The organism is Lentzea albidocapillata subsp. violacea (assembly GCF_900100275.1).
In the GTDB taxonomy this organism is placed as follows: Bacteria; Actinomycetota; Actinomycetes; order Mycobacteriales; family Pseudonocardiaceae; genus Lentzea; species Lentzea violacea.
In genome coordinates, this window is sequence record NZ_FNET01000011.1 from 125,550 (window position 1) to 138,536 (window position 12,987).

The 12,987-nt window shown below is 69.4% G+C and carries 15 protein-coding genes; 8 read left to right on the forward strand and 7 right to left on the reverse strand.

The features are described 5' to 3' along the window. Positions 1-118 precede the first annotated feature (118 nt). Both BLR21_RS24230 and BLR21_RS24235 read right to left on the reverse strand, forming a co-directional pair. Positions 119-1,072 carry an electron transfer flavoprotein subunit alpha/FixB family protein gene (locus tag BLR21_RS24230; protein ID WP_090008564.1) on the reverse strand — a complete coding sequence of 318 codons (954 nt, stop codon included), beginning with the start codon at positions 1,070-1,072 and terminating at the stop codon, positions 119-121. A 13-nt stretch (positions 1,073-1,085) separates the two neighbouring features. Next, positions 1,086-1,868, reverse strand: coding sequence for an electron transfer flavoprotein subunit beta/FixA family protein (locus BLR21_RS24235; RefSeq protein WP_090008566.1), 783 nt, complete (start codon positions 1,866-1,868; stop codon positions 1,086-1,088). A 215-nt stretch (positions 1,869-2,083) separates the two neighbouring features. On the opposite strand from BLR21_RS24235, the gene BLR21_RS24240 reads away from it, so the two are divergent. Then, positions 2,084-2,926 (forward strand): DegV family protein, encoded by an 843-nt coding sequence (locus BLR21_RS24240; RefSeq protein ID WP_090008568.1) that lies wholly within the window; start codon positions 2,084-2,086, stop codon positions 2,924-2,926. Between the two features lie 64 nt (positions 2,927-2,990). Next, positions 2,991-3,140, forward strand: a complete 150-nt coding sequence (locus BLR21_RS42695) for a hypothetical protein (protein ID WP_169746028.1) — start codon at positions 2,991-2,993, stop codon at positions 3,138-3,140. Here the strand turns inward: BLR21_RS42695 and BLR21_RS24245 are convergent. From BLR21_RS24245 to BLR21_RS24260, 4 genes are all read right to left on the reverse strand, one after another. Further along, positions 3,137-3,943, reverse strand: a complete 807-nt coding sequence (locus BLR21_RS24245) for an isocitrate lyase/PEP mutase family protein (RefSeq protein ID WP_090008569.1) — start codon at positions 3,941-3,943, stop codon at positions 3,137-3,139. The two genes, BLR21_RS42695 and BLR21_RS24245, sit on opposite strands and share 4 nt — an antisense overlap. Positions 3,944-4,056: 113 nt before the next feature. Beyond that, on the reverse strand, positions 4,057-4,920 hold the full coding sequence (locus tag BLR21_RS24250; protein ID WP_090008571.1) for a ribonuclease E domain-containing protein: 864 nt from the start codon (positions 4,918-4,920) through the stop codon (positions 4,057-4,059). 11 nt (positions 4,921-4,931) lie between these two features. Continuing rightward, positions 4,932-5,486 carry a hypothetical protein gene (locus BLR21_RS24255; protein ID WP_090008573.1) on the reverse strand — a complete coding sequence of 185 codons (555 nt, stop codon included), beginning with the start codon at positions 5,484-5,486 and terminating at the stop codon, positions 4,932-4,934. After that, on the reverse strand, positions 5,483-6,433 hold the full coding sequence (locus tag BLR21_RS24260; RefSeq protein ID WP_090008574.1) for a coiled-coil domain-containing protein: 951 nt from the start codon (positions 6,431-6,433) through the stop codon (positions 5,483-5,485). Before BLR21_RS24260 ends, BLR21_RS24255 begins: the two co-directional genes overlap by 4 nt. Before the next feature lie 315 nt (positions 6,434-6,748). Here BLR21_RS24260 and BLR21_RS24265 point away from each other — a divergent pair, with 315 nt between their 5' ends. Continuing rightward, positions 6,749-7,591 (forward strand): DegV family protein, encoded by an 843-nt coding sequence (locus BLR21_RS24265; protein WP_176929769.1) that lies wholly within the window; start codon positions 6,749-6,751, stop codon positions 7,589-7,591. On the opposite strand, the gene BLR21_RS24270 is transcribed toward BLR21_RS24265, so the two are convergent. Beyond that, entirely contained in the window at positions 7,592-8,242 is a 651-nt protein-coding gene (locus BLR21_RS24270) for a TetR/AcrR family transcriptional regulator (protein ID WP_090008578.1), read from the reverse strand. A gap of 120 nt (positions 8,243-8,362) precedes the next feature. Between BLR21_RS24270 and BLR21_RS24275 the strand changes: the two genes are divergently transcribed. Genes BLR21_RS24275 through BLR21_RS24295 form a run of 5 tightly spaced genes read left to right on the forward strand, consistent with a single transcriptional unit; the run spans position 8,363 to position 12,986 of the window. Further along, positions 8,363-8,710 (forward strand): hypothetical protein, encoded by a 348-nt coding sequence (locus BLR21_RS24275; RefSeq protein WP_090008580.1) that lies wholly within the window; start codon positions 8,363-8,365, stop codon positions 8,708-8,710. 10 nt (positions 8,711-8,720) lie between these two features. After that, a complete protein-coding gene (locus tag BLR21_RS24280; RefSeq protein ID WP_256334906.1) occupies positions 8,721-9,449 on the forward strand; it encodes a class I SAM-dependent methyltransferase in 729 nt (242 codons plus the stop codon). After that, on the forward strand, positions 9,446-10,909 hold the full coding sequence (locus BLR21_RS24285; RefSeq protein WP_090008582.1) for a 1,4-alpha-glucan branching protein domain-containing protein: 1,464 nt from the start codon (positions 9,446-9,448) through the stop codon (positions 10,907-10,909). The genes BLR21_RS24280 and BLR21_RS24285 overlap by 4 nt, the downstream gene beginning before the upstream one ends. 4 nt (positions 10,910-10,913) lie before the next feature. Next, complete coding sequence (locus BLR21_RS24290; RefSeq protein WP_090008584.1) at positions 10,914-12,161, forward strand: glycosyltransferase family 4 protein; 1,248 nt, start codon at positions 10,914-10,916, stop codon at positions 12,159-12,161. A gap of 48 nt (positions 12,162-12,209) precedes the next feature. Continuing rightward, positions 12,210-12,986 (forward strand): SGNH/GDSL hydrolase family protein, encoded by a 777-nt coding sequence (locus BLR21_RS24295; protein WP_090008586.1) that lies wholly within the window; start codon positions 12,210-12,212, stop codon positions 12,984-12,986. Position 12,987: the final 1 nt, after the last annotated feature.

A 12,987-nucleotide genomic window follows, 5' to 3' on the forward strand; every position in this document is an offset into this window, starting at 1 on the left:
ATGACAGCAGGTCAGAACGATGACCGGTCAGTGGCAGTCGGGTTAACCCGAGGTGGTGTCGTGAACGCGAAAGGGCCGCCCCGTGAATGAACGGGACGGCCCTCGGTGAGCGGAGTGCTCAGCCCTTGCGCTTCTTGACGTCCTCGGTCAGCTGCGGCGCGACGTTGAACAGGTCGCCCACGACACCGAAGTCGGCGATCTCGAAGATCGGCGCCTCGGGGTCCTTGTTGACCGCGACGATCGTCTTCGAGGTCTGCATACCCGCGCGGTGCTGGATGGCACCGGAGATGCCCAGCGCCACGTACAGCTGCGGCGAGACCGTCTTACCGGTCTGGCCCACCTGGAACTGGTGCGGGTAGTAGCCCGAGTCGACGGCGGCGCGCGAGGCACCGACGGCGGCACCGAGCGAGTCGGCGAGCTCCTCGACGACGGAGAACTTCTCGGCCGAGCCGACGCCGCGGCCACCGGAGACGACGACCGAGGCCTCGGTCAGCTCCGGGCGGTCGCCGCCGACGACGGCTTCCCGCGAGGTGATGCGGGCGGACTTGGCGGTGTCCACGGTGATGGAGACCGACTCGTCCAGCACGGCGTCCGCCGCGGACTCCTCGGACTCGACGCCGCCGGGGCGGACGGTGATGACCGGGGTGCCCTTGCTGACCTTCGCCCTGACGACGAACGCGCCACCGAAGATGGACTGCACGCCGGTGCCGTCGGCCTCGACGTCCACGACGTCGACGAGCCAGCCGGAGTCGATGCGCGCGGCGAGACGGCCCGCGACCTCCTTGCCCTCGATCGTCGCGGAGACGAGCACCGCGGACGCGTTCGGGACGAGTGCGGCCAGCGCGTCGACCTTCGGGGTCGTGAGGAAGCCGGCGGCGTCGTCGGACTCGACGGCGTAGACCTTCGCGGCGCCGTACCTGCCCAGCGACTCGCGGATCTTCGACGCGGTGCCGGGAGCGCCCACGACCACTGCGGCCGGGGTGCCCAGGCGGCGCGCGGCCGTCAGCAGCTCGTAGCTGACCTTCTTGACCTCGCCGTCGACGTGGTCGACCAGTACCAGAACTTCAGACATGACTTCCCCTCCCTCAGATGAGCTTCTGGCCGACGAGGAACTCGGCGATCTTGGAACCGCCGTCGCCGCTGTCCTCGACGCGCTGACCCGCGCTGCGCGGCGGCTTCGGGGAAGCCTCCTGCACCTGGGTGTACGCGCCGGACAGGCCGACCTCGGACGCGTCGATGCCCAGGTCCGCCACGGTGAGCGTGGAGACGGGCTTCTTCTTCGCGGCCATGATGCCCTTGAAGGACGGGTAACGCGGCTCGTTGATCTTCTCGGTCACGGAGACCACGGCCGGGAGCGAGGCCTCGAGGAACGCGACGCCCTCGTCGGTCTCGCGCTCACCCTTGATCGTCGTGCCCTCGACCGTGACCTTGCGCAGCTGAGTGACCTGCGGCAGGCCGAGCAGCTCGGCGAGGATCGCCGGAACAGCGCCCGCGCGGCCGTCGGTGGCCTCGTTGCCCGCGATGACCAGGTCGACGTTCTCGACCGTGCCGATCGCCTTCGCGAGGACCTTCGCCGTCGCCAGCACGTCCGAGCCGTGCAGCGCCTCGTCGCTCACGTGGATCGCCTTGTCCGCACCCATCGACAGCGCCTTGCGAATGGCGTCGGTGGCGCGGTCGGGACCCATCGCGATCACGGTTACCTCGCCGCCGTGGGCTTCCTGCAGCTGCAGGGCCTCTTCGACGGCGCGCTCGTTGATCTCGTCGAGCACGGCATCCGCGGATTCGCGGTCAAGGGTGTGGTCGGCGTCGGTGAGCTTGCGCTCGGACCAGGTGTCAGGCACCTGCTTGACCAGGACAACAATGTTCATAGGTCCTCTTCGACCTCCTGCGGACGGGCGGCGACGCTGACGCGGAGGACTGTAGAACGGCGCCGCCGGGTGTTCACGACCCTGCCATCACCCGGATGTTACCCGCCAGTAGCACCCCCGCAAACAGCAGCAAGCACCCCGCCAGCGTGACAGTTATCACCCGTTAACGCCACCAACTGAGACCTACCCCATTCAGGGGACTAGGCTGCGTGGACATGTACCGGCGAGTAGCGATCGTGACAGACTCCACCGCTTGTCTCCCGGCGCAGATGACTGATCAACTCGGCATCGAAGTGGTGCAGATCCAGGTACGGATCGGCGACCACACCGACGACGAGTCCCGCATCGCCGTTCCCGACCTGGTTTCGGCCATGCGTTCGAACGTGCCCGTCGCGACGATTCCGCCCGACCCCGGCGCGTTCTTCTGGACATACAACGAACTGGCCGCGCAGGGCGTTCGCTCGATCGTGTCCGTGCACGTGTCGAGCCGCCAGTCCGCGACCGTCGAGGCCGCTCGCGAAGCCGCCGGCAAGGTCCGCGTGCCCGTGCACGTCGTGGACACGCACACCTGCGGAATGAGCATCGGCTACGCCGTCCAGGCCGCCGCGAAGGTGGCCGAGGCGGGCGGCAGCGTGGAGAAGGTGCTCGCGACCGCGCAGCGCCGTTTCGACAGGTCCACCGAGCTGATCTACGTCGACACCCTCGAGTACCTGCGCCGCGGCGGCCGCATCGGCGCCGCCGCCGCGCTGGTCGGCGGCGTGCTGTCGATGAAGCCGCTGCTGACCATGGCCGACGGCCAGATCACGCCGCTGGACAAGGTGATGGGCGCCGACCGCGCGCTCAACCGGATGCTGGACATCGCGATCAAGCGCGCGGGCACCGACACCGTGGACGTCGCCGTGGAGCACTTCGACGCCGAGGAGAAGGCGTCGCGGCTGCTGCGCAAGCTCCGGCGCAGCGTGCCCAACGTCCGCCAGTTCATGTTGACGCAGGTCAGCTCGGCCATCGGCGCCCACGTCGGCCCCGGTGCGCTGGGGATCACAGTTTCGCCGGTCTGATCAACGGGAACTCCGGGAGCGGTTTCGTCCGTTGAAATGGACGTAACGGACACCTGGAGGACCGATGGCCGGCTTCATGGACAAGATCACCAGGTTCCTGCGCAGTCCGCAGGGCCACAAGCTGCAAGCCAAGGCACGGCAGATGGCGCAAGACCCGCGCAAGCGCGCAAAGGCCGAACAGCTGCTGCGCAAGCTTCGCGGCAGGAAGCACTAACTCTTGAAGAGCGCGTTGAGATCGCCGTAAGCGATGCCGTTCTCAACGCTGCCGTACGTGCCCTTGGTCAGCATTTCCTCCGCTGCCCGCCTGGCGACGGCGTAGGCCGCCTCGGCCACCGCAGAGCCGAGACTGACCCGCGCCACGCCCGCCTTCGCGAACTCGCCGACGGCGGGCGCGCCGGGACCCACCAGAACGTTGAGCGGCGCGGCGATGCCCTTCGCCAGCTCCCCGACGGTCTCCAGATCGGTCACCCCCGGCACGAAGATGCCGCTAGCCCCGGCCTCGAGGTACTTCGCGGCGCGCTCCAGCGTCCGCTCGAGCCTCGTAGCCGGGTCACCGACGCCACGCAGGAACGTGTCGATCCGCGCGTTGATGTACAACTCCGGCGCGGCCTCGTGCGCCGCCGCATACCGCTCAGCCTGCTCCGCGACGTCACGCTGCCCCGCACCGAGCCCGTCCTCGACGTTCACCCCGGACGCCCCGGCCTCGGCGACCGCACGCACCGTCTCAGCCACGTCGCCGGCCGTGCCACCGAACCCGGTCTCGATGTCCGCGCTCACCGGAATCCCCACGGCGGCAACGATCCTGGCCACGAGATCGACCGCCCGGTCGCGTGCGATGTGGTCGCCGTCGGCAGCGCCGAGGCTCCACGCCACACCCGCACTCGTGGTGGCGACAGCGGTCGCGCCGGCGGCCTCGACGACGAGGGCGGAGGCGACGTCCCAGGCGTTCGGGAGGGCCAGCGGGCCGGGCTTGTGCAGCGCGTGGAAGAGCTTCGTGCGATCAGCGGCGGAAGTCATGATCGATTGATATCAGCATGCACCGGCAGAAGTCCGGCGATAATCGGACAGGTACCGACGACTTTCCGACATTCCACGCCTGTGCCCTGCCCGTTGGCGCGCTGGTTCTCGCGCTAGTTGCTGCCCGCCTTGCGGCGCACCTCTTCGAACGTCCGCAGGTAGCGCTGGCGGAAGTCCTCCCGCTCTACCCACGTCGTGTGCTCGACGGGCTGGGGTGTGGCGGGTGGAGGTAGTGCGGTCTGCCCGGCAGGGCTCGGGGCCGGTTCCGGCTCGGTCTCCTCGGCGGGCGCCTCAACAGTCGTCTCGGCGAGTGCTTCGGTTGCCGGATCGGTGGGTTCGGCGTGCTTCGCGACGGTCTCGGGACTGTCGGTGCTCGGCGCTACGGTTGATTCGGGGGCTTCGAAATCCCCCATGGGGGGAACGAGGTCCCCATCCCGATCATATCGAGCAGCACCGACAGTTTCTGGCTCTGCGAGCCATTCGCGCTCCACCACGGGCTCGGGCTTCATCGCCGGCGCGGCCTTCGTGACCTGCTCGGCCTTCGTGACCGGCTCGAACTCGGCCACCGGCGTCAGCTCGTCCACGGGCTCGAACTCGGCCACCGGCGCGAGCCCGACCGACCGCTCGGATTCAGCGGCCAGCGCAGGCCTCGCGACCAGCTCAGGTGTCGCCGCCAGCTCGGGTTCCGCCATCGGCGCGGGCTTCACCACCGGCTCGGCCAGCGCCGCCAGCGCCGGTTCCATCTGCGGCAGCCCCATCACGGGATTGCGGTGGATCGGCCGCGAGTCGTACTCGTCGTCCACCGGCTCGACCGCGGCGGGCTTCCGCACCCACATCCGCTCGTCCCGCGCCTCCGAGGCGGCGGGCTCGCGGGAGTCGGCGTCCTCGCGACGCCGCACCAGCACGTACATGAGGGCCGCCCCTAACGTGAAGGACAGCACGCAGAGCCCGAAGACGATCCCGACTGCCCCTGCCATTGCGAAGGCTCCTAGCTGACGAGGACGTCGATCTGAGGACCGAAATCCGTGGGCGGGCCCCACACGGGGTCCACGATCACGCGAGTGGCGACGACCTTGTCCACGCCCTGCTCGGCCAGGTACTGCCGCAGCAGGGCTGCTCGCTCCATCGCGAGCACATCGCAGCGGTGCGAGGCCGTCTCGCCGTTCCACGCGTGCGCCACCAACGTCACCGAGCCGGTGGCGTTGCGCAGTACGCTGGCCAGCGAACGCCGCACGTCCTCGCCACGCCCTGCCAGTGACGCGGTGCCCGGCGCGAACGTGATGCCCTTGACGGCGTGCGCCGAGAACAGGTCGCGCACCGCCTGCTGCGCGACCGCGGGGGACAGCAGCACCGGCGCGGGCGGCTCCATTCGCAGCGGTGCCACGAAGTCGGAGACCGGGACGGGGCCGGTCTGGACGGCGGGCACCGCGGGCGAGGACGACAGCGCCGTCTCCAGCTCGTCGCCGTACACGGAGAACCCGAACGCCGTCACCGACGCGGGCACCATCAGCGCACCGACGACGAGCGGAACCCAGCGCTTCACGATGCGGCCACCTGCTCGGGGATGTGCAGCGGGGCGACTCGGTCAGCGGCCACGGACAGAGCGGCGCGGGCCGTGGACAGTTGCGAGTGGACGACGCGCTTGAGTTCGTGCAGTTCGGCGGTGCGGTCGGCGACCTCGGCCAGCCTGCGTTGCGCCTCGCGGCACGCCATCTTCACCATGAACTCCGAGCGTGCCCTGGCCAGCGCCTCCTGCTCCTGCAGGTGTTGCGCGGCCTCGTTGCGGCGCCGGGTCATCGTGAGTTCGAAGAACTGCTGGGCCTTCTCGCGCTTGCGTTCGGAGTCGGCCTCCAGCGAGTTGCACTGGAGCGCGGTCTCCCGCAGCAGCATGTCCGCGTCGGCCTGGGCCTCGGCGACCGCCTCCGCGCACTCGCGCTCCACCTCGTCGGCGCGCTGGCGGTGCTGGGCTTCGAGGTCGGCGCAGCGGCGTTCCATCTCCAGCTCGCGCCGTTCCATGGTGGCGGCGCGGCTGGCGCAGTCCTGCCGTGCGGCGTAGAGCTCGGACTCGGCCTCCGCGCGCATGGCGGCGGACTCGCGCTCGGCCTCGGCACGCAGTGCGGCCAGTTCGACGTCGGTGCGCGCACGGAGATCAGCGCACTCGCGTTCGGCCTGCAGGTGCATCTCCGCCGTCTCGTCCTCGGCGAGGCGGAGCATGCGGTGCATCCGTTCGGTGGCGCTCGCGTGCGTGCCCGAGGTGGACTCGAGGCGTTCGATCCTGGCGCGCGCGTCCTCCAGGTCCCGGCGCGTCATTTCCAGCAGCTTGCGCAGATCCGCTGCCTGCGCCAGCGCCTCGGCCCTGTCGAGGCTCGTGAAGCGAAGCTGCTCCTCGAGATTCTCGATGTGCTCGATGACCTGACGTCGGTGAAAACCTCGGTAGACAACGTCGAAACCGGCGTGCAGCGGAACTAGTTCCTGCTCTTTTGCACCCATGGTCACCTACTCACTCAACCGGGCTGAAGATTGTGCGAGCTTACCCACGGCAGGTGGGGCCAACCAGCGTCGGAAGTGGACGGACGGCCATGGTGTAACACCGGGAATAATGGCTTTTTCCTGGACAAACAAGTCGTCCCTAGATCAACACCAAACACCGACCAGTCACCCGATTGTGTCAAGCGGGGCGCCTTTCCAGGGTGTTCACTCCGCGCGTTCGCCGTGCACGGAAAGCGACCAGCCAGGGCTAGATCACACGAATTGCCTTCCGTCGGTCGTGGCTACTTCGATCACCCTTCGTTAACCTCCTCGTTCGTGTCCTCACGAGTAGCCGTCGTCACCGACTCGACCGCGTCACTCCCGGCCCGTCTGGCGGATCGGTTCAACATCATCACGGTCCCGATGCAGCTCAAGATCGGGTCGGAGCTGATCGACGAGGCCTACGTGCCGACCGACAGGCTGCTGCGGGCGATGGAGGCGCAGATCCCGATCACGACGCAGCCGCCGGCGCCGGACGCGTTCTTCTGGGCCTACCAGGACGCGTGGGCCAAGGGCGCGGAGACGATCATCTCGGTGCACGTGACGCCGAAGCTCTCCCCCGCGACGGACGCGGCGAAGGCGGCCGCGGCCAAGTCGCGCGTGCCGGTGTTCATCGTGGACTCGCACTCGTCGGGGATGACGCTCGGGTTCGCGGCGCTCGCGGCCGCGCGGATCGTGCAGAGCGGCGGCAACGTCCAGAACGCGCGCAGCGTCGCCGAGCAGCGCGGGCGTGACGCGAACGTGCTGATCTACGTCGACACCCTGCACTACCTGCGCCAGGCCGGGCGGGTCAGCGCGGCGGCGAAGCTCTTCGGTGACGCGCTCTCGGTGAAACCGCTGCTCACGGTGGTGAACGGCGAGGTGGAACCGTTCGACAAGGTCGTCGGCCGCGATCGGGCGCTGGCGAAGCTCGTGGACAAGGCCGTGGCGCTCGCGTACGGGCGCAACGCGGACCTCGCGGTCGAGCACTTCGCGGCCGAGAAGGAGGGCCACGAGCTGCTCCAGATGCTGCAGAAGCGGATCCCGCACGCCCGCGACATCGTCCTGACACAGGTCAGCGCGGCGATCGGCGCGAACGTCGGGCCGGGCGCACTGGCCGTCACGGTCTCGCCGTTCTGATCAGAGGTCTGCGACCTCCTCCGCGAGGAGGAGCCCCGGATCGAACCCCATGGGCGTGAGGTGCCCGGCGAGTTCGAGCGAGAGCACGCCCTGCAGCCGGGTCCAGAAGGACAGGGCGCGGTGCACCGAGGGCGACGGCGCCGGCAGAGCGCCCGCCCACCCGTGGTTCAGGCTCAGGACGACGTCGAACGGGGACCGCGGCTGCTCGTCCGGCGAGCCGCCGCAGACCTCCAGCAGCACGGCGAGGATCTCGTCCGCGATCGCGGTGATGTCGGCGGGCGCCTGGTAGCCGGGTACGGGCGTGCCGTAGATGAGCATGTACCGCTGCGGGTCGCTCAGCGCCCACTCCCTGATGACCGCGGCGAGCCCCACGACGGTGGTACCCGCCGCGTGGGCGGCACGGACGGTGTCGGCGAGGCTGCGGTAGGCGTCCCGGATGAGCGCGGTGATCAGCTCGTCGCGACCGGCGAAGTACCGGTAGAGCGCGGGCCCGCTCATGCCCATCTCCTTGGCGATGGCGTTGAGTGACAACGCTGTCACCCCGGCCGAGGCGATCTGCTCCCACGCGTGGCGTTTGACCTCGTCGCGCACCTGGGCGCGGTAACGCTCGCGAGGGTTCCGTCCCGTGTGCACGTCTGAGTCCGTCACCATGGTTAGACCTTCTCACATTCGTTATTGACAGTCACACTGCCTTCGGTTTAGCTTCTGCATGTCACCAGAGTTATAGCCTCTAACTAGCATAACTGATACTAACGAACGAAGGAGACCATCATGAAGACGACCACCACTAACGCCGCTCACCCGTCGAAGTCGGTACTGGTCACGGCCTGGGCCGCCCCGGTCCTGGTCATCGGCCAGTTCGGCCTGCTCTCCGGCATTCCGATCGCCGTCGTGCTCGGCGCGAGCCTGCGCGACCGCCGTTCGCGGGTGCTCCGCTGGTGGACGGGAGCGCTCACACTCGCCTACGCCATCCCGTTGACGATGTGGCTCGCCGGTCCGAGCGAGGCTCCCAGCCTGTCGAAGTACATGAGTCCCGCGATGACCGCGGCGCTCGCCGCGACGGGTGTCGCGGCGGCCATCGCGCACCAGGTAGTTCGCAGGCGGTCTACTGGCAAGTAACCTGGCGGGCGTGACCCTCCCCCTGACCGGCGAACGCACCGTGCCCGGTATCGCGGAAGAGAACTACTGGTTCCGGCGGCACGAGGCGGCGTATCTACACCTCATCGGCCACTGCGCGGACGCCGTCGTGCTGGAGGCGGGCTGCGGCGAGGGCTACGGCGCGCAGCTGATCCGCACGGTCGCGCGCCGCGTGATCGCCCTCGACTACGACGAGCTGACCTCGCGGCACGTGTCGCGCGCGTACCCGCAGCTCGACGTGCTGCGCGGCAACCTGGCGACCCTGCCGTTGCGCGGCGGCAGCGTCGACGTCGTGGCGAACCTGCAGGTCATCGAGCACCTGTGGGACCAGGAGGAGTTCCTGGCGGAGTGCCGGCGGGTGCTGCGCCCCGGCGGAAAACTCATCGTGACGACGCCGAACAGGCTGACGTTCTCACCCGGCCAGGACACGCCACTGAACCCGTTCCACACCAGGGAACTCGCACCGTCCGAACTGGACGAGATGCTGCGCGACGCAGGTTTCCGCGTTGACGAACTGACGGGACTGCGTCACGGACGAAGGCTTGACACGCTCCTGAACGGACAGATCATCAACGCACAGGTCGAAGTCGCCCTGTCCGGTGCGCCGTGGCCGGCCGAGCTCAAGGAGGCTGTGGAGTCGGTGACGGTGGAGGACTTCGACATCACCCCTGACGACATGGACGGCTGCCTCGACCTCGTGGCCGTAGCGGTGCGCACGTGACAACCGGAGCTTCGGAAGGCACGTTCTGCCTCGTCCTGCACAGCCATCTGCCCTGGCTCGCGCACCACGGCGCGTGGCCGGTCGGCGAGGAGTGGCTCTACCAGGCGTGGGCGCACTCGTACCTGCCCCTCGTGGACATGCTGCGGCGGTTCGCCGACGAGGGCCGTTCCGACGTCCTGACGCTCGGCGTCACCCCGGTCCTGGCCGCACAGCTCGACGACCCGTACTGCTTACGGGGCATGCACGACTGGCTCGGCAACTGGCACCTGCGCTCGCACCTCGCCGGGGAACGGCTGCCCGAGCTGTCCACGTACGAGCACCGCGCATCCTCCTGGGCACTCGAGAAGTTCGAAAGCCAGTGGCGGCACGGGTTCTCGCCGGTTCTGAGATCCCTTGTGGACTCCTCGACGATCGAGCTGCTCGGCGGACCGGCCACGCACCCCTTCCAGCCGTTGCTGGACCCGCGGGTGCGGGCCTTCGCGCTGCGGACCGGTCTGGACGACACCGCGCTGCGCGTCGGACGTGCGCCGGAAGGGATCTGGGCGCCCGAGTGCGGTTACTCGCCCGGCATGGAGGAGGGCTACGCGGCGGCGGGCGTGCGGCGGTTCATGGTCGACGGGCCCGCGCTGCACGGCGACACCTCGTCCGCGCACCCCGTCGGCTCGTCGGACGTGCTGGCGTTCGGACGCGATCTGGAGGTCTCGTACCGCGTCTGGTCGCCGAAGGTCGGCTATCCGGGCGATGCCGCGTACCGGGATTTTCACACCTACGACCACCCGACTGGCCTCAAGCCGTCGCGCGTGACCGGCAAGAACGTGGCGCCGGAGGACAAGCGGCCGTACGACCCGTCGCTGGCGCGCGAAGCTCTCGACCGGCACGTGGCCGATTTCGTGGAAACGGTCGTGCGTCGGCTGCGGGCGATCGACGACGGCCTCGTCGTGGCGGCCTACGACACCGAGCTGTACGGGCACTGGTGGCACGAAGGTCCCTTGTGGCTGGAGGCCGTGCTGCGGGCGTTGCCGGAGGCGGGCGTGCGCGTGACGACGTTGCGGGGCGCCGTCGAGGCCGGGCACGTGGGTGCGCCGGTCGAGCTGCCCGCGTCGTCGTGGGGCAGCGGCAAGGACTGGCGGGTGTGGGACGGCGCGCAGGTGTCGGACATCGTGTCGCTGAACGAGTCGGTGCAGAAGGAACTGCTGGAACTGGACTTCTCCGCCGGCGTGCGGAACCCGGTGCTGGACCAGGCGGTGCGCGAGGCGCTGCTGGCGTTGTCGAGCGACTGGGCGTTCATGGTCACGAAGGACTCGGCCGCCGACTACGCCCGCTACCGCGCGAAGATTCACAGCGATCGCTTCAGCGAGCTCGCGTCGTTGGCGCGAAGCGGTCGCGGACTGGGCAGAGCAACGGAGCTCCGCGCGGCGGACGGCCCGTTCGGGCATCTGGACGCGCGAGGAATGGGGTAACGGGATGCGCGTGCTGATGTTGTCGTGGGAGTACCCGCCGGTGGTCGTCGGCGGGCTGGGCAGGCACGTCCACGCGCTCGCGACACAGCTGGCCGGGCAGGGGCACGACGTCGTCGTGCTGTGCCGCCAGCCCTCCGGCACCGACGCGATCACCCACCCCACCGTGGACCTGGTGAGCGAGGGCGTGCGGCTGATCCGCGTCGCCGAGGACCCCGCGCACTTCGTGTTCGAGAAGGACCTGCTGGCCTGGACGCTCGCGATGGGGCACGCGATGACGCGCGCCGGGCTGGCGCTGGGCTCGTGGCGCCCGGACGTCGTGCACGCGCACGACTGGCTCGTCACGCATCCGGCCGTCGCGCTGGCGGAGTCCTTCGGCGTGCCGCTGGTCGCGACGATCCACGCGACCGAGGCTGGCCGGCACTCGGGCTGGCTGTCGCACCCGCTGAACCAGCAGGTGCATTCGGTGGAGTGGTGGCTGGCGAACCGCGCCGACTCCCTGATCACCTGCTCGTCGGCGATGCGCGGCGAGGTCGGCCATCTGTTCGAAGTGGACACCGCCGAGGTTTCCGTGCTGCACAACGGCATCGAGCCGGGCGGCTGGAAGGTGCGCGCGAAGGACGTCGGCGCCGCCCGCCGCACGTACTCGCCGCACGGTGATCCGTTGCTGCTCTTCTTCGGCCGCATCGAGTGGGAGAAGGGCATCCAGGACCTGATCGCCGCACTCCCCCGGATCCGCCGCTTCCACCGCGGCACGCGCGTCGTCGTGGCCGGCGGCGGGTCGCAGACCGAGTGGTTGCAGGACCAGGCGCGCAAACATCGCGTGCTGCGCGCAGTGGAGTTCGTCGGCCACCTCTCCGACAGGTCGCTGGCGGCGTTGCTCACCGCGGCCGACGCCGTCGTGCTCCCCTCGCGCTACGAGCCTTTCGGCATCGTGGCCCTCGAAGCAGCAGCCGCCGGAACGCCCCTGGTCGCGTCGACCGCCGGCGGGCTCGGCGAGGTCGTGCTGGACGGCGTCACCGGCCTGTCGTTCGCCCCCGGTGACGTGGACGGACTCACGCGCGCCGTGCGTGACGTGCTGTCAGATCCGGCCTCGGCCGCTGTTCGTGCGCGCGCTGCCAAGGCACGTCTGGTGTCCGACTTCAACTGGTCCAAGATCGCCGCCGGCACGGCGTCGGTCTACGAGTCCGCTGTCGTGCGCGAACCACGCGTCCTCGGCCGCCCCAAGATCGCGACGGGAAATCTGTTCACCTAGGTCCGCTACAGTCGCCGGTCCCGTTAACAGAAGGTGACCGAGGACTGAATGAACTACCAACGCTTCGTGGCGCTCGGGGACAGCTGCGCCGAGGGCCTGGACGACCTGCTCCCCGACGGCGGGTACCGAGGCTGGGCGGACCGGGTCGCGTCCGCACTGGACGCGCCGGGCTTCCGCTACGCCAACCTCGCCGTGCGCGGCCGCCGTCTCGACCAGATGCTGGTGGAGCAGGTCCCGTCCGCCACGGCGTTGGAGCCCGACCTGGTGGTGCTCTTCGGCGGCGGCAACGACGTGATGTCCAACGCGACCTTGACGCAGATCGCACAACGGGCGGACGCGATGGTGCGCGCCGTGACGTCGTTCGCGCCGACCGTCGCCGTCTTCACGTTGAGCGACATCTCGCACCGCATGCCGTTCGGCCGGCGCATGCGCCCACGCATCGAGACCTTGAACTCCGCGATGCGCACCGCGGCTTCCCGCTACGGCGCGATTCTGGTCGACGTGGAGGCCGACGAGTGCGTGCACGACTCACGCTACTTCGGCCCAGACCGCCTGCACCTGTCGTCGTTGGGGCACAGGCGGTTGGCCGGCCACGTGCTGTCGGCGCTCGGCATCCCGTTCGACGAGTCCTGGCTCGCGCCGCTGGAGGGCAAGGCCGCGGCCACGTCGGTGCTGGACCACTGGCGGTGGCTGCGTGACCAGGTGCTGCCGGTCGCGTACTCGCGGACGCGCAACAAGCTGATCGGGCGGCAGCCGGGTGACGGTTTCGTGCCCAAGCGCCCGGAGCTCGCGCCGCTGACCTGGCCGCAGCGCGTAGCTCGCTGAC